Origin of the sequence: Kushneria marisflavi (assembly GCF_002157205.1) — a bacterium.
Lineage (GTDB): Bacteria > Pseudomonadota > Gammaproteobacteria > Pseudomonadales > Halomonadaceae > Kushneria > Kushneria marisflavi.
In genome coordinates this window covers 2,620,544-2,644,810 of record NZ_CP021358.1, presented here as the reverse complement: position 1 = coordinate 2,644,810, position 24,267 = coordinate 2,620,544, and the positions used below count along the sequence as shown (strand labels likewise).

At 61.0% G+C, this 24,267-nt stretch carries 22 protein-coding genes and 1 tRNA gene; 13 read left to right on the top strand and 10 right to left on the bottom strand.

Translation table 11 applies throughout. The features are described 5' to 3' along the window. Window positions 1-3 precede the first annotated feature (3 nt). A complete protein-coding gene (locus B9H00_RS12085; protein ID WP_086620708.1) occupies window positions 4-684 on the top strand; it encodes a response regulator transcription factor in 681 nt (226 codons plus the stop codon). Further along, window positions 684-2,000, top strand: a complete 1,317-nt coding sequence (locus B9H00_RS12080; protein WP_086900853.1) for a sensor histidine kinase — start codon at window positions 684-686, stop codon at window positions 1,998-2,000. Before B9H00_RS12085 ends, B9H00_RS12080 begins: the two co-directional genes overlap by 1 nt. A 39-nt stretch (window positions 2,001-2,039) precedes the next feature. Here the strand turns inward: B9H00_RS12080 and B9H00_RS12075 are convergent, their stop codons facing one another. Both B9H00_RS12075 and B9H00_RS12070 read right to left on the bottom strand, forming a co-directional pair. Further along, window positions 2,040-3,992, bottom strand: coding sequence for an MFS transporter (locus B9H00_RS12075; RefSeq protein ID WP_236944264.1), 1,953 nt, complete (start codon window positions 3,990-3,992; stop codon window positions 2,040-2,042). Continuing rightward, window positions 3,989-4,603 (bottom strand): TetR/AcrR family transcriptional regulator, encoded by a 615-nt coding sequence (locus tag B9H00_RS12070; protein WP_086900851.1) that lies wholly within the window; start codon window positions 4,601-4,603, stop codon window positions 3,989-3,991. The genes B9H00_RS12075 and B9H00_RS12070 overlap by 4 nt, the downstream gene beginning before the upstream one ends. Window positions 4,604-4,808: 205 nt before the next feature. Between B9H00_RS12070 and B9H00_RS12065 the strand changes: the two genes are divergently transcribed. Beyond that, window positions 4,809-5,507: an SOS response-associated peptidase gene (locus B9H00_RS12065; RefSeq protein ID WP_086900850.1), complete on the top strand. Its 699-nt coding sequence runs from the start codon at window positions 4,809-4,811 to the stop codon at window positions 5,505-5,507. Between the two features lie 69 nt (window positions 5,508-5,576). Beyond that, complete coding sequence (locus B9H00_RS12060; protein WP_086900849.1) at window positions 5,577-8,324, top strand: insulinase family protein; 2,748 nt, start codon at window positions 5,577-5,579, stop codon at window positions 8,322-8,324. A 48-nt stretch (window positions 8,325-8,372) separates the two neighbouring features. Here B9H00_RS12060 and sbcB read toward each other — a convergent pair whose 3' ends face one another. The 4 genes from sbcB to minC form a co-directional block, all read right to left on the bottom strand. Beyond that, window positions 8,373-9,839, bottom strand: coding sequence for an exodeoxyribonuclease I (gene sbcB, locus B9H00_RS12055; RefSeq protein WP_086901853.1), 1,467 nt, complete (start codon window positions 9,837-9,839; stop codon window positions 8,373-8,375). A gap of 91 nt (window positions 9,840-9,930) precedes the next feature. Beyond that, the gene (gene minE / locus B9H00_RS12050; protein WP_086900848.1) at window positions 9,931-10,185 is read right to left on the bottom strand and encodes a cell division topological specificity factor MinE; all 255 of its coding nucleotides are present in this window, start codon (window positions 10,183-10,185) and stop codon (window positions 9,931-9,933) included. Further along, window positions 10,182-11,000, bottom strand: coding sequence for a septum site-determining protein MinD (minD, locus tag B9H00_RS12045; protein WP_086900847.1), 819 nt, complete (start codon window positions 10,998-11,000; stop codon window positions 10,182-10,184). The genes minE and minD overlap by 4 nt, the downstream gene beginning before the upstream one ends. A gap of 44 nt (window positions 11,001-11,044) precedes the next feature. Next, the gene (gene minC, locus B9H00_RS12040) at window positions 11,045-11,770 is read right to left on the bottom strand and encodes a septum site-determining protein MinC (protein WP_086900846.1); all 726 of its coding nucleotides are present in this window, start codon (window positions 11,768-11,770) and stop codon (window positions 11,045-11,047) included. Between the two features lie 247 nt (window positions 11,771-12,017). Between minC and B9H00_RS12035 the strand changes: the two genes are divergently transcribed. Both B9H00_RS12035 and B9H00_RS12030 read left to right on the top strand, forming a co-directional pair. Further along, the gene (locus B9H00_RS12035; protein WP_086900845.1) at window positions 12,018-14,786 is read left to right on the top strand and encodes a DUF349 domain-containing protein; all 2,769 of its coding nucleotides are present in this window, start codon (window positions 12,018-12,020) and stop codon (window positions 14,784-14,786) included. A 38-nt stretch (window positions 14,787-14,824) separates the two neighbouring features. Then, a tRNA-Met gene (locus B9H00_RS12030) sits at window positions 14,825-14,901 on the top strand. A 152-nt stretch (window positions 14,902-15,053) separates the two neighbouring features. Here the strand turns inward: B9H00_RS12030 and B9H00_RS12025 are convergent. Further along, complete coding sequence (locus tag B9H00_RS12025) at window positions 15,054-15,833, bottom strand: DUF3750 domain-containing protein (RefSeq protein ID WP_086900844.1); 780 nt, start codon at window positions 15,831-15,833, stop codon at window positions 15,054-15,056. Window positions 15,834-16,001: 168 nt separating this feature from the next. Between B9H00_RS12025 and B9H00_RS12020 the strand changes: the two genes are divergently transcribed. Next, on the top strand, window positions 16,002-16,937 hold the full coding sequence (locus B9H00_RS12020) for a tetratricopeptide repeat protein (RefSeq protein ID WP_086900843.1): 936 nt from the start codon (window positions 16,002-16,004) through the stop codon (window positions 16,935-16,937). A 67-nt stretch (window positions 16,938-17,004) separates the two neighbouring features. Here B9H00_RS12020 and B9H00_RS12015 read toward each other — a convergent pair whose 3' ends face one another. After that, window positions 17,005-18,177 carry a MalY/PatB family protein gene (locus B9H00_RS12015; protein WP_086901852.1) on the bottom strand — a complete coding sequence of 391 codons (1,173 nt, stop codon included), beginning with the start codon at window positions 18,175-18,177 and terminating at the stop codon, window positions 17,005-17,007. Between the two features lie 122 nt (window positions 18,178-18,299). On the opposite strand from B9H00_RS12015, the gene B9H00_RS12010 reads away from it, so the two are divergent. After that, entirely contained in the window at window positions 18,300-18,737 is a 438-nt protein-coding gene (locus tag B9H00_RS12010; RefSeq protein ID WP_086900842.1) for a hypothetical protein, read from the top strand. Between the two features lie 17 nt (window positions 18,738-18,754). On the opposite strand, the gene B9H00_RS12005 is transcribed toward B9H00_RS12010, so the two are convergent. Continuing rightward, complete coding sequence (locus B9H00_RS12005) at window positions 18,755-19,090, bottom strand: hypothetical protein (protein ID WP_086900841.1); 336 nt, start codon at window positions 19,088-19,090, stop codon at window positions 18,755-18,757. A 187-nt stretch (window positions 19,091-19,277) separates the two neighbouring features. On the opposite strand from B9H00_RS12005, the gene B9H00_RS12000 reads away from it, so the two are divergent. Genes B9H00_RS12000 through B9H00_RS11990 form a run of 3 tightly spaced genes read left to right on the top strand, consistent with a single transcriptional unit; the run spans window position 19,278 to window position 21,409 of the window. Continuing rightward, window positions 19,278-19,802: a DUF501 domain-containing protein gene (locus B9H00_RS12000; RefSeq protein ID WP_086900840.1), complete on the top strand. Its 525-nt coding sequence runs from the start codon at window positions 19,278-19,280 to the stop codon at window positions 19,800-19,802. A gap of 47 nt (window positions 19,803-19,849) precedes the next feature. Next, the gene (locus B9H00_RS11995) at window positions 19,850-20,413 is read left to right on the top strand and encodes an LOG family protein (protein WP_086900839.1); all 564 of its coding nucleotides are present in this window, start codon (window positions 19,850-19,852) and stop codon (window positions 20,411-20,413) included. 27 nt (window positions 20,414-20,440) lie between these two features. Then, the gene (locus tag B9H00_RS11990) at window positions 20,441-21,409 is read left to right on the top strand and encodes an NAD(P)H-quinone oxidoreductase (protein ID WP_086900838.1); all 969 of its coding nucleotides are present in this window, start codon (window positions 20,441-20,443) and stop codon (window positions 21,407-21,409) included. A gap of 95 nt (window positions 21,410-21,504) precedes the next feature. On the opposite strand, the gene B9H00_RS11985 is transcribed toward B9H00_RS11990, so the two are convergent. Next, entirely contained in the window at window positions 21,505-22,023 is a 519-nt protein-coding gene (locus tag B9H00_RS11985) for a tetratricopeptide repeat protein (RefSeq protein ID WP_086900837.1), read from the bottom strand. Between the two features lie 297 nt (window positions 22,024-22,320). Here B9H00_RS11985 and B9H00_RS11980 point away from each other — a divergent pair, with 297 nt between their 5' ends. Both B9H00_RS11980 and yaaA read left to right on the top strand, forming a co-directional pair. Further along, window positions 22,321-23,358 carry an NADP(H)-dependent aldo-keto reductase gene (locus B9H00_RS11980; RefSeq protein ID WP_086900836.1) on the top strand — a complete coding sequence of 346 codons (1,038 nt, stop codon included), beginning with the start codon at window positions 22,321-22,323 and terminating at the stop codon, window positions 23,356-23,358. A gap of 117 nt (window positions 23,359-23,475) precedes the next feature. Next, window positions 23,476-24,258, top strand: a complete 783-nt coding sequence (gene yaaA / locus B9H00_RS11975) for a peroxide stress protein YaaA (protein WP_086900835.1) — start codon at window positions 23,476-23,478, stop codon at window positions 24,256-24,258. Window positions 24,259-24,267 lie beyond the last annotated feature (9 nt).

The following is a 24,267-nucleotide window of genomic DNA, read 5'->3' as shown; positions in this document are numbered from 1 at the left end:
ACCATGCGGCTGCTATTGATTGAAGACAATGTCCCGCTTGCGGATGAACTGACTGCCCTGTTTACCCAGAACGGCTACGCCGTTGACTGGTGCACGGATGGCCGCGATGCCGCCGTCATGGCCACCAGCGAACCCTTTGACATTATTATCCTGGATCTGGGTCTGCCCGGTCGTCCGGGACTGACGCTGCTGGAACAGTGGCGAGCCGATGGGCTCGACACGCCCATACTGATTCTGACCGCTCGCTCCAGCTGGAGTGAACGCATTACTGGACTGCGTGCCGGGGCTGATGACTATCTGCCCAAACCCTTCCACCCTGATGAGCTGATTCTGCGCCTTCAGGCACTGGTGCGCCGCCGTCACGGTCAGCGTCCCTCTCCAACCATTTCGGTGGCCGGGGTCGTGCTGGACGAAAATGGTCAGAGCGCCTGGCGCACCTCCAATGAAACCCCGGTCAATCTGACCCGAGCCGAGTTTGCGATTCTGCGCTATCTCATGCTTCACCCCGAGCATGTCATCGCCAAGGACCGTCTGCTCGATCACCTCTACGATAGTGAGCACGATCGCAATCCCAACGTGGTCGAAGTCCATATCAACCACCTGCGCCAAAAGCTGGGGCGTGGCGTGATCATCACCCAGCGAGGCCAGGGCTACCGTTTCGGCGGTGATAGCGTCGTCGCCTGATGTCACTGACGCGCCGTCTCGATCTGGGGCTGCTGGCCTCGGTACTGGTAGTCATGCTGTTACTGGCCCACGGCAGCGTGGTGCTTTTTGATTACGTCCTGCGTGACTACCTGACAGAGCGGCTGCGTGAGGACGCCGAAAGCCTGGCCACCCTGCCCGTGGATCGGGACGGCCAGGTTCAGATCGACCCGCTGCGCCTTCGTGCCTCCTTCAATCAGGTCTATTCGGGCCAGTACTTTGTCATCGATATCGACGACAATATCCATCTGCGCTCACGCTCTCTCTGGGACCATCGCCTGAAGCCGGTAGAGGGTGATACCGCCCAGATTCGTCAGGGGCCCGAGAACCAGTCCCTGCTGGCCTGGACCGGCCAATACCATCGCGGCAAACACCATTTCACCATCACCACGGCTCTGGATTACAGCACCGTCACCCGGCGCCTGGACTGGCTCCGCCTGTGCATCTGGGGGCTTGGCGGCATCATGGCGATCCTGCTGGTATTCATCCAGCGCCGCGTCATTCGCCTGGGGCTCATGCCGCTGGAAAAACTGCAGCGCGAACTGGCGCAGCTTCATGAAGGCAAGCGGATGGCGCTGGAAACCCGGGTGCCGGATGAGATCGCTCCATTTGTCGAAGAGCTCAATCACCAGCTCGAACGTATCGAACGTGTGCTCAACCGTTCTCGTGACGGCATCGCCAATCTGGGCCATGCACTCAAGACCCCGCTGTCGGTGATGGAAACCCAGCTGGCACGTCGTGAACTCGAACAGTTTCCCGATCTGCGCAAATCACTTCAGGCGCGTCTGGATGACATTCACCGTCTGGTGGAGAAAGAGCTTCAACGCGCCCGACTGGATACCGGCGAAGTCTCTGCGGCCGCCCGCTTTCAACCGGGCAGCGACATTCAGCCCCTGCTGGACACGCTGCGCGAGATTCACACCAATGTCACCTTCATCAATGACAGCGCACTTCTGGCGCCCCTGCCCTGGGATCGTGACGAGCTACTGGAGATTCTGGGCAACCTGCTGGACAACGCCGGCAAGTGGGCCCATGGCCTGGCACGCCTGACCATGTCCTGTGAAGGGCGACGATTCGTCATGCTGGTGGAAGATGACGGACCCGGTATTCCGGCGGAGCAGCGAAGCCGGGTAATGGGCCGCGGCACGCGCCTGGATGAACAGGTGACCGGCCACGGTCTGGGTCTGGGAATCGTGGAGCAGATCGTTCACCACCACGGTGGCGAGATCAAGCTGGATGAGAGCAATCTGGGCGGACTGGCCGTCACGGTTGAGCTTCCCATGCCGCCAACCCCCTGACCGGGCTGGAAGGTGCCCGCCCTATCCTTTGACCCGACTTTAACCCTGCTCCTGCCGGGACAGGTCGCCATGCTCCAGCGATTCTTCCGGGGCGCGGAAAGGCTTGTTATTGGCGTAACCATCAATACTGGTCTTGAGGGCTGCAACGCTTGCCTGCAGCGACTCTCGGGTCGTCGTCTCGGATGCCATGGGCGCACCAAAACTCAGACAGACCTTCGCGCGAAAACGTCTGGGCATTCCCTTGAAAGGCATACCGCCATAGCGCGATGACCATGATCCCCAGAGGCCGGACAATGCCGCCGGGACCACCGGAACCGGGTCACGCTTGAGAATCAGGTCGATCCCTCGACGGAACTCGTTCATATGGCCATTGCGGGTCAGCCGGCCTTCGGGAAAGAGCATGACCACTTCACCGTTTTGCAGCGCCTTGCTGACCAGATCCAGCGCCCGACGCATGCCCTTGGGATCACGACGCTCCGAAGCCACCGGAATGGCGCCGGCCATGCGGAAGAACCAGTTGAGCCAGGGGGATTCATAAATGGGCTTGTCCATCAAAAAGCGCAGCGGACGCGGGCTGGCCCCCCCCATGACCAGTGCATCCATGAAACTGACATGATTGCAGACCACTATCGCGGCCCCCTCGTCGGGGATATTCTCGATCCCCCGAATGCGCAATCGATACCACATGTTGACCAGTACAAAGATACTGATACGCATCATGGGACGCGCCTGAAGCCCGGTACAGACCAGTGCAGTGAGCAGGGATATGCCTGCCAGCGACGCAAAAAAGGTATGCAGCGATACTTCCAGAATGCCGATCATCACGGCACCAAAGGCTGCTGACAGCACCATGAAAAGCGCATTGAGGATGTTGTTGGCCGCAATCATGCGTGCCCGATGCTCATCACTGCTGCGGATCTGTACCAGCGTATATAGAGGAATAATATAGAGCCCCCCACCGATCCCGATCAGGATAAGATCCAGCAGCATCCACCAGAAGCGCGGCATGCCTACAAGCTCTGCCAGGGTATTGATGCCAGTCCCCAGCGCCGGGTGCACGGCAAAATCGAAACCCGCCAGCGCCAGTACGAAGGCCCCGATGGGAACGAGCCCCACCTCCAGCCGACCAGCCGACAGGCGGGCACAGATCAGCGACCCCAGCCCAACACCCACGGCAAAGGCGGCCAACAGCATGGTCACCGCTCCCGCCTGTCCATGGACGACATGACTGGTCCACAGCGGCAACTGGGTTAAATAACAGGCCCCCAGAAACCAGAACATGCTGATGCCGATCAGGGCTCGAAAGATGCGCGGCGCTCGCCAGGCGCTTGAAAGCACCTGCCAGGATCCCCGCAAGGGCTGCCATTTCAGCTGCCCCCGGAAATGGGCTGGCGCCGGTGGTACCAGCAAGGCCGCCCCCAGTCCGCACAGTGAGACCACCACCAGCGTCATGCCAATCAGCAAACGCGTATGGCTGCCCCCCAGCGCCATGAGGATGCCGGCACCGAGCGTGCCGAGCAAAATGGCCAGAAAGGTGCCCATCTCAACCCAGGCATTGGCCTGCACCAGCTCGGTACGCTGTACATGCTGCGGAAGAATGGCATATTTGACCGGGCCAAAAAGCGCCGACTGGGTCCCCATCATGAACAAAAGCCCCAGCAGCACGGCGTAGGCATCCAGCCAGATGGCCAGCGCCGCACAGGTCATGGTGCCAAGCTCCAGCCATTTAAGCGCGATGATCAGTTGTCGTTTGTCACGATAATCGGCCAGCTGCCCGCCCCAGGCAGAAAACAGCAGATAGGGGAAAATAAAAAGCGCCGCGGCCAGATTGTTGATCAACCCTGCATCCCAGCCCAGTCGGGGAACGGCCACGAAGGTGACCAGCAGCAACAGAACGTTTTTGAAAACGTTATCGTTAAAGGCGCCCAGCGCCTGGGTCCAGAAAAAGGGCGCAAAGAACCGACTGCGCATCAGGCTCAGGACATTTCTCAACGAGCGGCTCCCCCGGCACGCAGACCGGCCAGAATGGTAAACAAAAGCTGATCCAGCAGCTCGGTCACCTCAAGCGCCTGGCCCTGGCCATAGCCCAGCCGCTGATTGAGCCCCAGCTGGACAAGACCGTGCACGCTGCCCCAGAGGGTACGTGCCAGACGGCTGGCCTCAAGATCTGCCATCTGTGGCTGAACTTCCTTGAGGGTGGCCTCGACACGCAGGAAAAGTGCCTCGATCATCCGACCCTGGCGGGTATCGAGCTCCCCCTCTTCAGCCAGTGGATAATCAAACAGCAGCTGCCAGCGATGCGGGTAGCTGTGGGCAAAGTTCCAATAGGCTCTGGCCAGGGCGCTCAGGCGCTCATCGGGGGTACCAGCCTGAAAGGTGTCGATCTGGCCCTTCAGGCTATCCAGCGTTTCAAGGTTGACGTACTGAAGCAGATTGTTGAAGCTGCCATAGAGCTTGAGCAGCGTGCTGGGCGCACAGCCGACATCGCGGGCAATGGAACGCAGTGACAGGGCATGGATGGGATGATCCTTGAGCCAACTGTCGCATGCCGCCATGACGCTGGCATGCAGCTCCTCCGGTGAATGCTGTCTTGGGCGCGCCATGAAAATTCCTGTCTGTTATATTTTGTGATCGAACACTGTTTTCATACAGCATATCCAGCCTGTTTTCAAAAGCAAGAGATATCAGGATGCTTGAAACATACGGGCGGTAAACAATGCTTGTATACGGATACATGATATTTCAGGGGTTGTCATAACCAGACCGCCCATACTGTTCACCATTTTCATGTCGTCAGGAGCGATTGCCATGGCAGGGCGTTTGTACATTGAAGCACTGGATACCGCCCGGCTTCTCGATGATGTCGTGATTGACCACCCTGTCGTGGCCAGCCCCAATCTCGCACCTCGACACTGGCTCTCGATGCTTCGTCTGGAACAGGGCCACATACATCTGGGCCGCGCCTTCTGGGGCATGACACCTTCCTGGCTCAAGGTACTCAATCACGCTCCCCACTGCGCACGTGCCGAGTCGCTGGATGAAAGGCGCATGTTTCGCGAGGCCTTCAGTGCCCGGCGCTGCCTGATTCCCGTCTCCGGCGTCTATATCTGGAAACAGTTGCCGCGCCAGAAGCAGCCCTTTCTGATCACTCGGGTCGACCGTGCCCCATTCATGCTGGCCGGTATCTGGTGTCGCTACATGACCGATACCCGCACGGCCTTCGACTCCATGGCATTGATCACCGTGGACGTTGACGCACCGCTCACGCCCCTGACCGACCGCTTTCCTGCCGTCATCGGTGCCGAGCAGGCAGCCACCTGGCTATCACCCGAGACGCCACTGGTTCAGGCGCGCAAATTACTTGCCCCGGCGCCACCTGCCCTGCTCGGCGCCTTCCCGGTTGAGCGTCTGGTCAATGATCCGGCCAATCAGCAGTGGCACTGTGCACGCCCCACCGGGCATATGCTCACCGCAACACGCGGCGCCATTCACGCTACCGGGCACTAGCCGGTCACCAGAACACTTTCAGCGCACAGGGCAGACCCTGCCCTGGCCGCGCGAGCGATATGGATACCCATGACGACCCCGTCTTCAAACAGTGAACAAGACAAGCGCATCATTCCGGGACCGGGCGACAGCGCCGACTATGAGACGCTGATGCTCGATAACGGCCTGCAGGTACTGCTGGTCCATGACGACAAGGCTGAACGCGCCGGCGCCGCCATGAATGTGGCCACCGGCAGCGCCTTCAATCCTGAACGCTTCCCGGGGCTGGCCCATTTTCTGGAACACATGCTGTTTCTGGGCACCGATCACTATCCGGACCCCAATGACTATCAGCAGTTTTTAAGCGCCCATGGCGGCCATCACAACGCCTTTACCGCCCCTCGCGATACCAACTACTTCTTTGACATTACTCCAGAGGCTTTTGCTCCAGCGCTGACGCGTTTTAGTCGCTTTTTTATTGCACCAACGCTTGATGAGGCTTATGTCGAGCGCGAACGTCACGCCGTCAACGCCGAATATCAGGCGCGCCTGCAGGATGATGGCCGACGCATCGAGGACGCTCTGAGCCAGTCGCTTAATCCCGAACATCCTTACAACCACTTCAGTATCGGCAATCTTGATACGCTCAAGGACCATCCCGACCAGGCCCTTCGCGATGCCCTCGTGACCTTTCACGAAACGCACTACGATGCCAACACCATGTCGCTGGTGCTGATCGGTCCGCAGTCACTGGATGAGCTGTCGTCTCTGGCCCGCGAGCTTTTCAGTGACGTTCCTGATCGCGGTCTGACCCGACGCACCATTGATCAGCCCCTGATCCTCGATGATCAGCTGCCGATGGCCATGGCCGCGCAGTCGCTGGACCAGCAGCATCAGGTCCGCTTTCTCTTTCCCATCCCCGATCCCGAACAGGACTATCGACTCAAGCCGGTCTCATATCTGTCGCACATGATTGGACATGAAGCGCCCGGCAGCCTGCTGGCCTGTCTGCGCCAGCGCGGCTGGGCAGATGGGCTATCGGCCGGCAGCGCCCGCGGTGATGGGCAGCGCGCGCTTTTGATGGTCAATATCGAGCTCACACCACAGGGCAGCGAACATCTCGACGAGATCCAGGCCGCTCTCATGGCCTGGATCGGCCTGATTCGCGACCAGGGGGTCGAGTCCTGGCGCTACGATGAGCAGGCCCGGGTCGTTGAGCAACAGTTTCGCTTTCAGCAGCGCCAGGCGCCGGCCCAGCTGGCCACGGCGCTCTCGGTGGCCATGGCACGCTATCCGATTCAGGAGGTACGCCGGGCCGGCTTTTTGATGGAAGGCTTCAATGCAGCGCGCATTCATGACTATCTAGGCGCCCTGACGCCCGACCGACTGCTGCGCCTATATACCGGCCCCGGGGTGACCGGCGAACAGTGCTCACCGTGGTTCGGTACGCCATGGCAATACGTGCCTATGCATCACGACCGGATCGAGACCGCGCTTGAAGGCCTGGCATTGCCACAGCCCAATGCATTCATCGCCCGGGACCTGAAGCTGATCAACGAAGGCTCGAATGCCACACGATGTATTCTGGACGCACCGGGGCTGGATCTCTGGCTGCATGCCACGGGCGTTTTTGGCGCGCCACGGGTGGAGTGGCGCATCAGCCTGCAGAGCCCACAGGCCGGTCAAAGTGCTCGGCAGTCGGTACTGACCGAGCTGCTGGCGCGCTGGCTGGAAGACAGCCTGTCCGATGTGCTTTATCCGGCACGCCTTGCCGGACAGGGAATGAGTGCTTATGCCCACGCCCGCGGTATGACGCTCTCCTTCTCGGGCTGGCGCGACCGCCAGGTACTGGTGATGACACAGGTCATCGATCAGCTCATGCACGCCGAGATGGAGAGTCACCACCTTCAGCGCGTCAGTCGCAGCCTCAAGCGTCGCTGGCAGGACGAACCTGGTTCGGCCCTGCATGAGCAGCTCAACCGCACGCTGGTTCAGGCCCTGGTAACGCCGGGCTGGACCAGTGAGGCGCGTCTTGCAGCACTTGAAGAGATCACACCCGAGGCTGTGCGAGCGTTTCGTGATCAGTGGCTCAGCGAGCTGCACATTCAGGCGCTCGCTACCGGCGATACCGGCACCGAGCTCGCTCAAGAGATCGGAGAGGCGCTCAGCGCAAGGCTGTCGCCACGGGTAACGCCCGAAGCCATCCCGGATCTGAGCGTGCTTACCCCCACTGCCACACCACCCCTGTTGCGCCCCCGGAGCCGGCGCGGAGATTCAGGCGTGCTGTATTACCTGCAGGGTGAGGGTCGGTCACTGGAGGATCAGGCGCGCCTGGCCATTTTGGGACAGATGATCAGCGCGCCCTTTTTCAATCAGCTCAGAACCGATCAGCAGCTCGGCTATGTCGTTTCGGCGCGCTATCAGCCGCTGCTTGACGCACCAGGGCTGGCACTGCTGGTGCAGTCCCCCGATCATGATACGAGCGTTTTGAACTCGCGTATCGAGCAGTTTCTGGAAGGGTTTGACGAGCTCGTCATGGACATGGGGGAGGAAGACGTTGTGGCCTACCAGCAGGCCGTGGCGGAGCGTCTTGTGGAGCGTGAGCAGCGCCTGGGCCAGATCACCGCACGTCTTTGGCAGGAGCTGGCGCATGGCTGGACCGACTTTGACCGGCGCGAACAGTTGGCGGCGGCCGTCAGTGCCCAGCGAAGCGAGGAGATCCGGGCCGCCTGGCAGGCGCTGCGATCACGCCCGGTGCTGATAACCGGGGCCGATGACGGCGTGGCGTCCAACCTCATGGACGCCCCCTGGCAGCCTTTTCTGATGCTCGCATCATAATCTTTCAGGGCGCCTTGCCAACGGCGCGCTTTCGTCAACGCCTCAGGCCTACCCAAAGGCCTGCGGCGGCATCATGGCTTCAACGTGCATCACCAGTTCCTCGATGCACTGCCGCTCAAGATCGCTCATGTGGCCGAGTTCACCGTTGATCCGTTCGATTTCACGAGCAAAACCGGTCAGCGTCATGGCGGCGACCTTCGGATCGTTCAGACGCTCCCAGCGATCGCTTTCCCAGCGCGTGCGTTCCTGCGAGGTCAGCACTTCCGGGTAGTTACGCGCCTTGTAGCGAAAGAACATCTCTTCCAGACGAGGATCCTGAAAAGAAGGCTTCAGCGCCTCAAGCGTCTCGATCGGAGCCTGTCGGATACGGCCCATCTCGCGCTTGTCACTGTTGGAGAAAAAACCGCCCGAATAGAGCATCAGATCGGGGTCGGCAGGTGGCTCCGGCGGCGCGGCGCTGAACGCCTGCGCCACACGGGTGGCGATATCAGCGCTGCCGGCGAGCTGCTGCCAGTGTCGCTCGGCAGCTTCCCGGTCGATCCCCAGCCGCTCGGCCACGGCATCGTCCACGGCCTTGATCGGCATCAGTACCGGGCTGCGGTTAAGATGAATCACCTTGAGCGGGATGCGCGTCGTCCCTTCTGCCAGTTCGTCGGCGCTGGCAAAGACACGCTCGGCAATCGCCTCGGGACTCAACTCGAACAGCGGCGTCGGGTCCATGGCCAGGTCCACCACAATCACCCCATTGGGGTTGGTGGGATGCATGGCCAGCGGCGCAATCAGGGCACTGCAGCCCCGGCTGGCAGGGTAGCGTCGTGAGACATGCAACATGGGCTTTCGAGTGTTGATATCGAGCAGCGAAGCGACCCGTCGCTTGTCACGCAGCCCCAGCAGATAGTCAAAAAGCTTCTCATTGCGTGCCCGCAAAAGTTTCGCAAGCTCAATGGTCGCCCGAACATCGGCCAGCGCATCGTGGGCATCGCCGTGCTCGATACCATTGGCCACGCTGAGCTTTTCGAGCTTGAAGCTGGGGCTACCGTCTTCACGCATGGGCCACTCGATCCCTTCCGGACGCAGCGCGTAAAAGGCGCGTACGGCATCGATCAGGTCCCAGCGCGAATTGCCGTTTTGCCACTCACGGGCATAGGGATCGATGAAATTGCGATAGAACAGATGGCGTGTGACTTCATCATCAAAGCGCAGCGAGTTGTAGCCCAGCGTGCAGGTATTGCCCTGCTGCATCATCTCCAGAATGCGTCCGGCGAACTCGGTCTCGGGTAAACCTCGGCGCGAGGCCTGCTGTGGGGTAATTCCGGTCAGAAGACACGCCACCGGCTGGGGCAGATAGTCATCGCTTTGGCGACAGTAAAGGACTTCTGGCTCACCGATTTCATTGAACTGATCATCGGTTCGAATGGCGGCAAACTGGGAAGGACGATCGCGGCGCGGGTCGGCACCGAAAGTCTCGTAGTCGTGAAAAAGAAAGGTGACCGACAAGGCAGTGGCTCCAGACAGGGGTTCCAGACAAGGGTCATGGGGCAGGCGAATAAACAATAGCGCCCCTTCAGCAACCTTGATCGCTGAAGGGGCGCCCGGGTGCAGAACTTCAGCCGCGGTTGGGCAGGGTCACGTTCAACTCCAGCACCGAACAGTCATCTTCGCTGTCCAGGCTGATGTTAATGGCGTCCTGCTCGACTTCGACATAGCGCCGGATGACCTCGAGAAGCTCACGCTCCAGCATGGGCATGTAGTCAGGCTGGCCGCGCTGGCCGCGCTGATGCGCCACGATGATCTGCAGCCGCTCCTTGGCGACCGAGGCAGACTTCTTGCGCTCACGCTTTAGAAATTCTAGTAGTTTCACCGACGCCCCCCGCCGAAGATCCGACTCAGAAAACTTTTCTTTTGTAGCAGGTGAAAGCGTAGCGGCTTTTCATCCCCCAAAAGCCTGGCCACGGTATCACTATAGGCCTGCCCGGCGTCGCTGTCCTGATCATGTGTCACCGGTACCCCGGAGTTGGATGCGCGCAGCACCGCTTCAGACTCCGGAATAAGCCCGATCAGTTTGATGGCCAGAATTTCCTGGATATCTTCCAGGTTCAGCATATCGCCGCTGTCCACCCGGTTGGGGTCATAGCGTGTGATCAGCAGACGCTCGACCACGGGGTCCTGACCCTGTTCGGCGCGACGGGTCTTGGACGCCAGCAGCCCCAGAATACGGTCGGAGTCGCGCACCGAGGAGACTTCCGGATTGGTTACCACGATCGCCTCATCGGCGAAATACATCGCCAGCTGGGCACCGCGCTCGATCCCGGCCGGCGAGTCACAGACGATATAGTCGAAGTCTTCCGACAGCTTCTCAAGCACCTGCTCGACGCCTTCAAGCGTCAGAGCGTCCTTATCACGCGTCTGCGAGGCCGGAAGGATATAGAGATTGTCGGAGCGCTTGTCGCGGATCATGGCCTGATTGAGCCCCGCCTCGCCCTGAATGACATTGACCAGGTCGTATACCACACGACGCTCGCAGCCCATGATCAGATCGAGATTTCGAAGGCCCACATCAAAATCGATGACGACGGTCTTGTTGCCTCTCAAGGCCAGACCGGTAGCGATGGCTGCCGCGCTGGTGGTCTTGCCGACCCCGCCCTTTCCTGATGTAACGACGATGATCCTGGCCAAAATGCGCTTCCTGTAACTGTTGCGTTGTAAGGGTGGCTTCGCGGTCAGACGAGTGCTTCTATGGATAACTGATCGTCTCTCAGTCTGACCTGAACCGTCGTATTGAGCAGTGACGGATCGATATCCTCAAGGCGCTTGTAATTGCCGGCGACCGACAGGAGTTCGGCATGCAGCTCATGACAGAAGATGCCGCAGTCACGATCACCGTGGATGCCGGCCAGCGCTCGGCCCCGCAGCGGTCCATAAACGTGGACACTGCCGGCGGCCAATACTTCGGCACCGGCGTTGACAGCGCCAACGACGACCAGGTCGCCCTCGGCGGCGCTGATCTGCTGTCCCGAGCGTACCGTTCCGCGAAAGATACGACCGCCACTGCCAACCTCTTCCATCACGGCCGTTTGCGGTGGCGGGGGCGTTACCGAGGCCAGTGTGCGTGCCTCGCGCGACTCCTGAGGTGGAAACCAGCCCAGCCCCAGTGCCCATGCCGACTGTTTGATGCCTTCACTACCGCCTCTGACTGCCACCGGCAGCAGCTTGTGCGAACGGCATACGGCGCAAAGACGCTCCAGCGCCAGTGAGGTATCATCAAGTTTTTCAACACTCAATACCACTGGCGTATGCTGAAAAAAGGCCGGCGACTGGCTAAGCTTGCCTGCCAGTTGCGCACTGACACGCTCGGGGTCAGGGCTGTTAAGCTCCATGACCGTCATGGGCAGCATGCCGCCCTTGAACGTAAAGGCAGTGGCCGTCTGATCCACCTTGAGACTCATGCCCGGTTTCCTGTCGGATAATGAATGAACGCCCTGAGCGATGATAGTGTTTCCGACCAACGATCATACGGGGTGTGCCGACGTCTGTCAGGTGTCGCCAGTTGCCGACGCCCATCAAGCGCGCGCTGTGCCACAAAGGTAACCCTACGCCACACGTGCGCAGGCCTGTTATCATCTCCCTAACGTCAAAACGCTCATATCGCCCGGTACTCAGCCACCGCCAGTTGCCTGGAAAGACATCGATCTCATGCCCGGATTTCTACAACGTCTGTTTGCGCCGCGCTGGCGTCATAATGATCCCCATATTCGTCAGGAAGCCATTGCCGGCCTGACGGTCGAGCGCGATCACGAAAAACTCGAAACCCTGCTCCATGACGACCACCCCGACGTTCGCCATGCCGCCCTCGCCCGCCTGGCAACGCCCGAGCGCTATCAGACGCTGCTGTCCACGCTGGAACCCGGCGCCGGTCTGTATCGCACATTGCTTGATACGCTGACCGGCAAGGAGCGCACCCTGCTATCGCTGGAACAGCGCCAGCAGGTGGTGGACACCATCGACAAGCCTGACCTTGTTGCGCACATGGTCACACATGCCGACAACCAACAGTTGCGGCTGGCAGCGCTTGCGCGCATCAGCGATGAATCGGCGCTGATCGAGCAGGCCTGTCAGAACTCGATTGCCGGAGTACGTCAGGCCGCCGCCGAGCGCATCGACAGCGATGAAGGACTCGAACGCCTGGCGCGGGAGGCGCGTCGCGACAAGCAGATCATGCGAAGCGCGCGCGACCGGCTCAACCAGCGTCGCGACCAGCGCCGTGAGCAGGACGCCCGTCAACAGCGTCGGGACGACCTGATTGCCGCCATGACCCGTCTGTCGGATCAGCAATGGGAACCCATGCTGCCGGCGCGCTATCGCCACCTGGTGCGCGAGTGGCGCTCGCTGACCGACGATGCCGATGAGTCGCAGCGTCAAAGGTTTCACCAGGTAGAACAGATCACCAGCACCCGCGTAATCGAGCATGACAATGCCGAGCGGGAAGCACGTGCGCGCGAACAGGCCATGGACATGGCCCGCCGCGACAGCCAGCGCATCATTGGTTCGCTCGAGCAGGCCCTGAAGGATCTCGAGCATCACGCCACACTTGATGCCCAGGATGTGGCCCAGCTACAGGCCCATTTCAAGCTGCAGGCCGAACAGTGGCGCGACCTCACTGATCGCATTGCCCCGAGCCAGGAAGACCAGAAACGTTTCGAGGCCCTGTTCCAGAAAGCCAGCGAGCTGACCGCCGCGTGGCAGCGCTTCGAGGACAATGAACAGGCCCTGCGCGGCGCCATCGACAGCCGGGACTTTCAGGCCATCGATCATTCAAGGCGTGCCATTGCCTGGCCGAAGGATCTCCCCTGTCCGACGCTGCTGACCCACCTTCCTGAACCTCCGGCACCGGAAGACAGCACATCCACACGCCCCAGTCTCGACCCTGACCAGTTTCAGCAATCGCTGGATCAGCTGGAAAGCCAGCTGGATCGCGGCGAGCTGCAGGAAGCCACACGCCTGCTCGACAGTCTGATGCAGCGCCGCCTGCGTCTTCCGCCGAACCAGCGTGACCGACTGCAGGCCCGACTCAGCCTGCTCGGGCAGCGCACCCATGAACTGCGCGACTGGCGCAACTTTGCGGCAGCGCCCAAGCGCGAGCAACTGATCGAGGGGATGGAAGGACTTGCGGCCGCCGATATGGATGAGCCCGCCCGTGATCAACAGCATCGCCGTCTGGTACGTGACTGGAAGGCTCTGGGCGATGCTGCCGCCTCACGCGAACGCTCCACACGCTTTCGTCAGGCCTCCGACCGGGTCCGCGAGCAGCTGGCCGGGTTCTATCAGCGTCGTGATCAGCAGCGTGAGACCAATCTGGCCGAACGTGAAAGGCTTTGTGAGCAGCTGGAAACGCTGATTAACCATACGGCAGCCACTTCCGACCCCGACAGTCTGCGTACCATTCGCGATCGCGCCAGAGAGGCCTGGCGTCAGTGGTCACCCGTGCCGAGGGATCGAGAAAGTGAACTGCGTCAGCGCTTTACGAAGTCGCTGCGGGCGCTGCAAACCCTGATCGATCAGCAGGCCCGTGCGGTCGCCCAAGCCAAACAGGCGCTGGTCGATGAGATTCGCGAGCTTGAAGACGCCGACATCGATGACGAACGCCGAGCCAACCAGGCCAAGGCCCTGCAGACCCGCTGGCGTGAACTCGGACGCGCCCCGAGAGGCGAGGAACAGGCCCTGTGGCGCGCCTTCCGTCAGCACTGTGACACCATCTTCGAGCGGCGCAATGCCCAGCGCAATCAACAGCGACAGCAGCGCGACAGCCGGCTCGATCAAATGCAGGCCTTGATCGACCGACTGGATCAGTGGGTGCCCGAGCGCGCCGCTGACCAGACCATCCTTGATGACGCCGAACGCGAAGCCGATGCCCTGATGCCACTGCCCAATGGCCCGCGCACCGGTGGTATGCTCAAGCGCTGGGAAGGGATTCTGCGCGATCGACGCGAGCGGCTGGACCGTCTGGCACTGGGCACCCTGGCCGAACGCTGGCAGCAATGGCAGCCGCTGCTCGAGGCGCATGTTTCGGCAGACAGCCGTGCCTTGAAGGGCGAACCTGCCGACAGTGTCGACACCCCTCTTGCCCTTTCTTCACAGGCGCTGGAGGCCCATCGCCTGCGCAATGAACGTCGTGCCAGCGGCGAGCAGGCCAAGGCACGTGAATGGCTCGAGCACCTTCGTGTACATCTGTCCGTACTGGTGGATGCACCGCTGGGCAGCGAGGACTCTTCTCGCCGACTGGATGTTCAGGTGGCCCGGCTCAATGACGCCATGGGTAACATGCCTGGTCCCATGGAAGAACTTGAGCAGCTGCAGAACCGACTGCTGGCCAGCGGCCCGATCGATCAGGAAGACTGGGCACTCATTGCTCCCCGCCTGGACGAACTCATGGCCATGTTGCAGGAATTTGACACAAACGATTGACACTGTGGCAAAAACGCGTAAGATGCACAGCACGTCGATGCGGGGTGGAGCAGCCTGGTAGCTCGTCGGGCTCATAACCCGAAGGTCGTCGGTTCAAATCCGGCCCCCGCTACCATCGACAATTCATTTGAAAGAGCCGACCTCCGGGTCGGCTTTTTTACGTCTGGTGATCAGCAAGCCACCATCTTCAACGCATCAGCATGACGGTCGTCGGCTCCCTGCTGGTTTCAACATCGACGGGCTCGACGCCCCGCCTTATGGTTTTCGTCATTCATACTGTGACTGATACAGCGGCGCGGGCGCCAGACGCCCGATGCCCGGCCACTTGATGGCCAGATCCAGCGGATCGATCCCGAAGACCAGCCCCAGCAGATTGAATTCAAGCCCTTCATCGCGAGCCACCATGACCCCGAGCAGACCGTAGATCGAGAGCTGATAGCCCGTGCCGCTGGGCGCCGGCCCAATCACCTGCCCCAGAACATGACGGTCATCGATCAGATAGTCCTTGCCCAACGCCAGCGAGGGCATTTCCACATCAAGCTCGGGCACCTGACGAATCAGCCAGGCAATGAAGGTATTGCTGTTGGGACCTGGAAAAACGCGATAGCGCTGCGGCCAGGGGTAGTCATCGACCGCCTGCTCTATATGAGAAATGGCACGCGCAGCCTGAGCACCTCGCAGATCGGCCAGCAGATGTGGAGGCTGTCCGAACCACTCGCGATCCGGTACACCGTCACGCGTGCGCACGGTGGGGCGCCGCCAACCCTGTACTTCATAAGTGGTATAGGTACTGGCCCCCTCCGGCTTGACGGCAATCCAGGTGTGCATGGCAAAGGCACCACGCCAGCTAAAGGCACGTGCCCCATAAAGCTGAACCACCGCGCCATCAAACGCCTCGGCCCGGGGCGCAAGGCCGACAGACTGCCGTCCGGCACTTGACCAGCGCGTCTGGGTATCGATGCCGCCCAGCCACCAGACCCCTGCCGGCCCTGACAGCAGCAGTACCAGAAACGCCAGAACACCTGCCAGCCATTTGATCAGCGTCATGGCACGCTCCCTGCCGATACTCCGAGCACAAGCGCGGTAACCTCTCCTCCGTGATGCATGTTTTGTTCACCCTGTGTGCCGGGCGTCTTGAATTCACCCCGGGTCAGCGCCATAAACAACCCTATATTTGAACGGACCGAGAATCCCTCTTAGCGAGAGCTTGCCATCATGCAGATCGTTGATCCCAAAACCGGTGAACCCATGGGCGCGCCGTCCCCTCAACCCGGCCAGAGCGCCAGCGGCCATGTCGATGCCTCGCAGTTTATCGTCGATGTCGACATGTCCAACTTCCAGCAGGTCGTGCTGGAAGGTTCAATGCAGATCCCCGTGGTCCTGCAGAGCTGGGGCCCTTCAAGCGAGGCCTGCCGAACACTGATCCCGGTACTGGAAAGGCTCGCCCACGAGTACCAGGGGGCCTTCGTACTGGCGAGGCTCAACGTCGAAGAGCAGCCGCAGATTGCCGCCCAACTGGGCATCCGCTCAGGCCCCGACATCAAGCTGATCATGCAGGGCCAGCTTTACGATCAGCTTCACGAAGCGCTGCCCGAGCGTCAGATGCGCGAATGGCTCGGCAAGCACATCGCCGCCCCCGAAGGCGGCACCCAGAGCGTTGAAGAGCAGGTTCAAAACGCTCTGGAAACCGGCGACACGGCCACCGCCCGCGCTCTGCTGACACAACTGATCAGCGATTATCCCGATGATCATGGCTATCGCATCGACATGGCGGGCGTCATGACCCGTGACGGTCATTTCGACGATGCACTGAGCATTCTTGATGCCCTGCCGCCGGAGCATCGCGACGGCGTCAAGGCACGTGGCGTGCGTGCCCGGATCGATTTCGCCCGCGAGGCCCTGTCGGTGGAAGAGATCGAGGCACTCGGCACGCGCGATGACAGCGAGGCACAGTTTCAGCGCGCGCTGCGCGCCGTGGCCGATGGTGATTACGAGCGTGGCCTTGAAGGCTTTCTGGAGCTGATGAAGCGCGATCGCAGTTACGGGGAAGACGCCGCACGCAAGACCCTGCTGCGCGTCTTTGACGCCCTCGGTGGCGACCATCCGCTGACGGTCGCCTACCGTCGTCGCATGTTTACTCTGCTGTATTGATTCCTGCGCAGCCCTATGGCGCCCGGCCCCATTCATGGCCGGGCGCTTTTGTTTTCACGCCCTGTTGTTACACCTCTGACGGCGCCAGCAGCGCATCCATCCGCGTGAGCGCTTTTTCCAGCACGGCGCGCTCGGTGCCAAAGTTAAGTCGCGCAAAGCCGGGCCAGCCAAAATCAGCACCGTTATTGAGCGCCACCCGGGCACGCTTGAGCAGCGCCTTTTGCGGCGACTCGCCAAGACCAGCCTCGCGCAGATCCAGCCAGGCCAGATAGGTCGCCTGCGGGACACTCATCCTTACGCCCGGCCAGCGCGCCACGAACGACTCGATCAGCGCCACATTGTCACGCAGCTGTGCCAGCAGCGCCTGACGCCACGGCTCACCATGGGCGTAGGCGGCTTTCGCTGCCGTCTCGCCCATGATGTTTTCAGACGGCATCAACCCAAGACAGCCACGCTTGAAGCGAGCACGCAGGTCATCATCGCTGATCACCGCACAGGCACTGGTCAGCCCGGCGACGTTGAAGGTCTTGGATGCGGCCCAGAGCGTGATGGTGCGCTTGGCAAGACGGGGCTCTATCATGGCCAGCGGCCGGTGAGCGCTGCCGTCCAGAATCAGGTCGCAGTGCAGCTCGTCGGAGCAGACAATCAGATCATGGCGCTCGATGAAGTCTGCCAGTCGGGCAAGCTCCTCATCATCGAAAACGCGTCCGGTCGGGTTGTGCGGATGACACCAGAGCAGCAGTCGGGTACGCGGCGTCACGGCGGCTTCCATGGCGTCGAAATCCAGTCGCCACAGCGGGTCATTTTCCGTGGGCGCGCGCATCGGTGCCGTCTGGGTGGTGCGCCCGGTATTGTCTGCCACCTTTAAAAAGGGCGGATAGATGGGCGTCACGGTCAGCACGCCGTCACCCGGCTCGGTGAGAGCCAGACTTGCAACATGCAGTGCAGGTACTACGCCCGGCAGCCAGTGCTGCCAGTCGGCGTTGATCTCCCAGCCGTAGCGCTCACGACTCCACTGGCACAGAGTCTGCTTCAGCGTTTTATCGGCATGCGTATAGCCAAAGACCGGATGCGCCAGCCGTTCGGCCAACGCCGTCTGAATGGCTGGTGCCACGGCAAAGTCCATGTCGGCCACCCATAGCGGCAACACGTCTTCATCATACAGATGCCATTTGGTGGTAGGGTACACGCGCCGATCCAGCGGTGTCGTAAAATCAAAGTCGGCACTGTCCTGCGACATGCTGTCTCCCCGAAACTCAGGTCCGGTCAGGCACTGACCGAAACGTGATTGAATGCATGATGTCGTGATGCTGGCGGCATCGTTATCCTTGATTGATCCCACGCTTTTGAACAGATCTCATCATGACCGATAGTGACTTTTATACCAGCGCCATGTCCGGCCTGCCTTCCCTGATCGAGCGCTGGCTCGAGATTGGCGATACCACGCCTGAAAAGCTGGGCATCATTCTGGCCGATACCGCCCGCATTGCCGGGCTCGGAGACCCGGCACAGGACCCGGACGGTGACACGCTCCAACGCTGGGCGGCCCCATGTTCAAACGCGGATCATCCGCCGGCCTGGGCCACGCGAAGCGCGCTTTTTCTGCTTTCCCAGATGCCGGCGCACCCCATGCCTCGGACACCGTCACAGTGTGATGGCTGGGCCTGGGCGTGGGTCCGTCTGCGTCGCTGGGAAAGTCTCGAACAGGCCAGCGAGGCACTGCCGGACTGGCTTGCTCCGGCACTTGAGGCGCGCCTGCCCCAGGCCTGGCATGATCACGGTGCCCAGCGACTCCTTTAAGCGATGCTCATCCGTTCTCAGCGCTGGCGACGACTCGGCGACCTGGGCTTGAAGCCGGCCGGGCGACTCGAGAGCCAGCGGGCAAACTCGGCAATGTCGGGCTGCGCCAGCAGCGCCTCACGCGTGTGGTAGCTTTCAGCCATCTCGCGTTCGCTGAGCATGCGATGAATGTGGTTATGACAGGGCCGACAGATCATCAGGATATCGCCTTTCATCTCCTCGCGGCTGAAGCGCTTGCGAAACCGCTTGCGCCCATGCAGCGCCCGCGGGATCAGATGATGACGCGTCAGCGCCACACCCTGACGCTCGCAAAGCGCACAGCAACTCGAGGGGGTGTCCTCATTTGGTGACATGGCATCTCCCTGACAGTGCCAGAACAGGTTCGCGACCGGACTGACCGTCAGTATAAGATGGTGGTGCACGCCTTGCCGCCGGCCTGGGGCATGTCTATGATGCAACCCCGTTTTCGCACACGCGGCGAGTGCTCTTTTCCTTTCACGATCGTGCGCTTCGTGCCCACGTCGAACTGCCTATCCGACCATGATCATTCGTACCGACCACGCCCCCAGTGACGCCCAGCTCGATATCATCACACAGCAGCTGGGCCGCACACCGCGCGGCCTGCAGGCTGTCAGCGCCGAAGACAGCCACGGCACGCCGCTGGCCCTGCGCGTCGCCCCGCTGGTGGAAGGCAAACCCTTCCCGACGCTTTACTGGCTCTGCAGTCGCGAGCTGACCGTGGCCCTGTCGCACCTTGAAGCCGATGGTGTGATCAAGCGTCTCGAGGCACATCTCAAGGACAACGAGGCGCTGCGTGAGGCCTACCGTCAGAGCCATGAAGCCTACGTGCAAAAGCGCTGGTCATGGATAAGCGAGCAGGAGCGTGCCGAGATCGAGCGACTGGGCTTTACGAAAGCCCTGACCGAACGTGGTGTCGGCGGCATTACCAACTGGCAGCAGGTCCGCTGTCTGCATACGCAGTATGCCCATCACATCAGTGACCATAACGCCATCGGCGCCTGGATCGATGAGCACTATCCGCAGGTTGCCGCAAGCGTTGATTAAACACCGGACCGCGTTATCCGTGTGAACCACCAGCAGCAGGAATCGTCATGAACAGCCATACCCGGCCTTATGAAGGCCTCAGCGTCTGCGTTTACATGGGCTCTCGCAGTGGCCACGCACCGCACTGGCAACAGCTGGCCGAAGCCGTGGGCACAGGCATCGCCCAGCGGGGCTGGCGTCTGGTGTACGGAGGCGGGCGCACCGGCCTGATGGGCGCCTGTGCCAGCGCCGCTCTGGCGGCAGGAGGCGAGGTTGTCGGCGTCATTCCGGACCATCTTGTCGATCGTGAAGTGGCCCACACGGGACTGACCGAGCTGATCAGGGTGCCGGACATGCATACCCGCAAGGCCCAGATGGCGGCCCACAGCGATGCCTTCGTTACGCTGCCGGGGGGCATCGGTACCTTCGAGGAATTTTTCGAGATCTGGACCTGGCGCTATCTGGGCCTGCATGGCAAACCCATCGGGCTGCTCAATCATGAGCACTTCTTTGATCCCCTGCTACAGTTTCTGGATAACACGGTCGAGACAGGCTTTCTCAACGCCGATACGCGCGCCACGCTGATCAGCGCCAGCACGTCGAATGATCTGCTGGATGCCCTGTTCGACTAAATCTCAATTTTTCAGGAGTAGCACTGCATGTACGCCATCGCCGTCAAGGATTCGCACCTTCAGTGGTGTGAGCACAAGGACCTGCCCTCTCCGGGCGGCAGCGAAATTCTGATCGATGTGGCTTGGGCAGGCATGAATCGCGCTGACGTGCTTCAGCGTGACGGTGGCTATCCACCGCCTCAGGGAGCGTCCGAGATTCTCGGTCTGGAAGTCAGTGGCGTGGTCACAAGCGTCGGTCCTTCCGTCGAGCGCTTTCGAGTGGGCGATCAGGTCTGTGCGCTTCTCGCCGGTGGCGGCTACGCCGAGCAGGTTCTCGTCAATGAAGCCCAGGCGCTGCGCATTCCTGAAGGCATGACCCTGCGCGATGCCGCCGCCCTGCCCGAGGTATTTGCTACCGCCTGGCTTAACCTCTACATGGAAGCTGATCTGCGCGAAGGCGAACGGGTACTGCTGCATGCCGGCGCCAGTGGCGTTGGCACCGCCGCCATTCAGCTCTGTCGTGCCTTCAACAACCCATGCTTTGTGACCGTTGGCAGTCAGGACAAGATCGAGGCCTGCAAGTCGCTGGGCGCCGAAGCCGGCTGGAATCGCCACGACGGCAGCTTTGTTGAAGCCGTCCAGAACTGGGGCGGCGTCGATGTGGTGCTGGACCCGGTCGCCGGCGAATATATCGAATGGAACCAGCAGGTGCTCAACCTCGATGGCCGCATCATTTTGATCGGCTTCATGGGTGGTCGGGAGACCCAGGTGGATCTGGGCCGCATGCTGATGAAACGCCAGCGCCTGATCGGCTCGACCCTGCGCTCGCGCTCACCGGCGGGCAAGGGCAGCGTCATGGACGCCCTGCACGCCCATGTCTGGCCGCTGCTGGAGACCGGCCGGGTCAAGCCGCTGGTCGATCGCACTTTCTCCATTCAGGAAGCTGATGAAGCCATGCGCTACCTGGAAGAGAACACCAGTACCGGAAAGGTACTGATGGGCGTTTCCGGCGCCTGAGACCATTTGATCCGGTGACAAACGTCGGACATTAAAAAAGCCCGAATCCAGTGGATTCGGGCTTTTTCGTGTTCTCACCGGAGCCTGGGTCTTCGTTACTGCAGGGCAGGCGCGCTCGCAGAGATCGAGGTCATCTGCCGTACACCCGTAGACGCATCGTCTACCAGACGCCAGTGGCGCGAGCGTTCGGGGTCGACCGGCAGTCCGAGCTCACCATGATCAAAGGCGCGGGACAGGCGCTGCGCAGCACCGGCATGGCCGGCTTCGGCCGCACGGGCATACCAGGTCACTGCTCGATCCACACGACGCGCGATCTGGGTGCAGCCATGCTCATAGATATGACCGACCTGGTACTGCGCTTCGGGATGACCGGCCTCGGCGGCCTGAACGACGCAGCGCACGCCCCGGGCCTTGTCGCGTGCCGACTGGCCACGGCGAAACAGCATCACCCCATAGGTGGAGAGTGCATCCACATGACCGGCATTGGCACAGCGACGAAACAGATGAAGGGTCAAACGACGCTTGTGCGCAGAGCCTTCCAGCCATGGGGCCTGCATCAAACGCGATGCCAGACGATATTCAAGCTGTGTGAATACTTGAGCAGACCGCAGCATAACAACCAACCTTGTGAGTTCCAGCGTTCGATTCATGCCCTGTCTGGCCTGTAGCGTGGCAGGGATCGGGCACTGATGCGAATGACTGTTGCCGTGAAGGTGACTTATCACCTGCAGAACAAGAACAAAAAAGAGGGATAGCCTCAATGTTGTCGCACCTTCGGGTGTTGTTCACCCGGGGCAGCGAGGCCGGCAATATACGCCTGTGTGGGAGGTGACTCAAGCCCTGTGTTTGCCCGCGCATCGGCACCCGTCTAACATGGGCATTCACCCGCTTTTAAAGGCTCTGGAGACCCCATGGAAAGACGTCCTCTCGGTGACAGTGGTATTACGGTCAGCCGGCTTTGTCTTGGCACCATGACCTTTGGCGAGCAAAACAGTGAGGCCCAGGCCCACGAGCAGCTCGATCGCGCGATGGCCGCCGGCATCGACTTTATCGATACCGCCGAAATGTACCCGGTCCCGCCGGGTGGCGAGACCCAGGGCCGCACCGAGGCCTACATCGGCAGCTGGCTGAAGGCACGCGGCCGGCGTGACGATATCGTGCTGGCCAGCAAGGTGGCCGGTGCCGGGCGTGGCATGGAGCATTTGCGTGGCGGGCCGAAACTGTCACGCACGCAGATCCATCAGGCGCTCGATGACAGCCTCAAGCGCCTGAATACCGACTATCTCGACCTTTATCAGTTGCACTGGCCGGACCGCCCCGCCAACTACTTCGGCCAGCTGGATTATCACCACGAAGAGGCACCGGACGCGACACCGCTGGAAGAGACCCTATCGGCGCTCAAGGAAGCCGTGGACGCCGGCAAGATCCGCACCATCGGCCTTTCCAACGAAACGCCATGGGGCACGATGACCTGCCTGCGCCTGGCCGAGACCATGAATCTGCCGCGTGTGGTATCGATCCAGAACCCCTACAACCTGCTTAACCGCAGCTACGAGATCGGCATGGCCGAGATCAGTCATCGTGAAAATGTCGGGCTGCTGGCCTATTCGCCGCTGGCCTTTGGGGTGCTGTCCGGCAAGTACCTGGGCGGCGTCAGGCCGGACGGGGCGCGGCTGACCCTGTTTGATCGCTTCCAGCGCTATAACTCGACGCTGGCCGAGGAAGCCACCTGGGCCTATGTCGATATTGCCCGACGCTTTGATCTCAGCCCGGCCCAGATGGCGCTGGCATGGGTCAACACGCGCCCCTTCCTGACCAGCAACATCATAGGGGCCACTACGCTCGAGCAGCTCGATCACAACATCGCAAGCGAAGGCATGACGCTTTCCGATGAGGTTATCGAGGCCATCGAAGGCGTCCACAAGCGTCTGCCCAACCCCTGCCCCTGAGCCTTACTCCGCACACCCGGAAACAGGCTTTCCCCTCTGGCCTGGCACTGACTTAAGGCAGTCTGACGCCAGCGCCGGAGGGGGTATAATCAGTGACATCATGAGCGGAGAATCTGCATGCTGAGCGTGCTGTCCCCAGCCAAGACGCTGGATTTTGAAACGCCGTCCAACGTGACGATTGCCTCGCAACCGGATTATCTGGACCAGAGCCGGCAGTTGATCGACATTCTGCGCGACTATTCGCCGCAGGCGCTGTCGAAGTTAATGGGCATCAGCGACAAGCTGGCCGGGCTCAACGTGGCCCGCTTCGAGCAGTGGCAGACACCGTTTGATCAGGACAACGCCAAACAGGCGATCCTGGCCTTTCAGGGCGACGTCTATACGGGCCTTGAGGCCTCAGGGTGGCATGAGGATGACCTTGAATGGGCGCAGTCGCACCTGCGGATTCTGTCAGGGCTCTACGGCATGCTCAGGCCGCTGGATCTGATGCAGCCCTATCGTCTGGAAATGGGGACGAAACTTGAAAACCCGGCCGGACGCGACCTTTACGCGTTCTGGCGCGAGCGACTGACACAGGATCTCGATCAGGCCGTGCGCGAGAGCGGCGGTGATCGGGTACTGATCAACCTGGCCTCCAACGAATATTTTGGCGCCATTGATCGCAGGCGTCTTGGCAGTGATGTCATCACGCCGGTGTTCAAGGATGCTAAAAACGGGCAGTACAAGGTCATCAGTTTTTATGCCAAGAAGGCGCGCGGCATGATGAGCGCCTGGATGGTGCAGCAAAGACTTGAAAAGCGTGATGATCTGAAAGCCTTTGACGGGGGCGGCTACCGGTTCAACGCGGAGCTTTCGGATCAGCGCAGCTGGGTATTTACCCGCGAGACGCCGCAAGCGTAATGATGGTCG

What these genes read in the sequence shown, in the direction of transcription:
- B9H00_RS12015 (WP_086901852.1), bottom strand. Translation starts at nt 18,177, where the DNA reads ATGTCGCAGGACAGTGCCGACTTTGATTTTACGACACCGCTGGATCGG.
- B9H00_RS12060 (WP_086900849.1), top strand. Translation starts at nt 5,577, where the DNA reads ATGACGACCCCGTCTTCAAACAGTGAACAAGACAAGCGCATCATTCCG.
- B9H00_RS11985 (WP_086900837.1), bottom strand. Translation starts at nt 22,023, where the DNA reads ATGCTGCGGTCTGCTCAAGTATTCACACAGCTTGAATATCGTCTGGCA.
- B9H00_RS12065 (WP_086900850.1), top strand. Translation starts at nt 4,809, where the DNA reads ATGGCAGGGCGTTTGTACATTGAAGCACTGGATACCGCCCGGCTTCTC.
- B9H00_RS12070 (WP_086900851.1), bottom strand. Translation starts at nt 4,603, where the DNA reads ATGGCGCGCCCAAGACAGCATTCACCGGAGGAGCTGCATGCCAGCGTC.
- B9H00_RS11980 (WP_086900836.1), top strand. Translation starts at nt 22,321, where the DNA reads ATGGAAAGACGTCCTCTCGGTGACAGTGGTATTACGGTCAGCCGGCTT.
- B9H00_RS11995 (WP_086900839.1), top strand. Translation starts at nt 19,850, where the DNA reads ATGAACAGCCATACCCGGCCTTATGAAGGCCTCAGCGTCTGCGTTTAC.
- B9H00_RS12010 (WP_086900842.1), top strand. Translation starts at nt 18,300, where the DNA reads ATGACCGATAGTGACTTTTATACCAGCGCCATGTCCGGCCTGCCTTCC.
- B9H00_RS12025 (WP_086900844.1), bottom strand. Translation starts at nt 15,833, where the DNA reads ATGACGCTGATCAAATGGCTGGCAGGTGTTCTGGCGTTTCTGGTACTG.
- B9H00_RS12085 (WP_086620708.1), top strand. Translation starts at nt 4, where the DNA reads ATGCGGCTGCTATTGATTGAAGACAATGTCCCGCTTGCGGATGAACTG.
- B9H00_RS12020 (WP_086900843.1), top strand. Translation starts at nt 16,002, where the DNA reads ATGCAGATCGTTGATCCCAAAACCGGTGAACCCATGGGCGCGCCGTCC.
- B9H00_RS12035 (WP_086900845.1), top strand. Translation starts at nt 12,018, where the DNA reads ATGCCCGGATTTCTACAACGTCTGTTTGCGCCGCGCTGGCGTCATAAT.
- B9H00_RS12000 (WP_086900840.1), top strand. Translation starts at nt 19,278, where the DNA reads ATGATCATTCGTACCGACCACGCCCCCAGTGACGCCCAGCTCGATATC.
- B9H00_RS11990 (WP_086900838.1), top strand. Translation starts at nt 20,441, where the DNA reads ATGTACGCCATCGCCGTCAAGGATTCGCACCTTCAGTGGTGTGAGCAC.
- minC (WP_086900846.1), bottom strand. Translation starts at nt 11,770, where the DNA reads ATGAGTCTCAAGGTGGATCAGACGGCCACTGCCTTTACGTTCAAGGGC.
- yaaA (WP_086900835.1), top strand. Translation starts at nt 23,476, where the DNA reads ATGCTGAGCGTGCTGTCCCCAGCCAAGACGCTGGATTTTGAAACGCCG.
- B9H00_RS12005 (WP_086900841.1), bottom strand. Translation starts at nt 19,090, where the DNA reads ATGTCACCAAATGAGGACACCCCCTCGAGTTGCTGTGCGCTTTGCGAG.
- B9H00_RS12080 (WP_086900853.1), top strand. Translation starts at nt 684, where the DNA reads ATGTCACTGACGCGCCGTCTCGATCTGGGGCTGCTGGCCTCGGTACTG.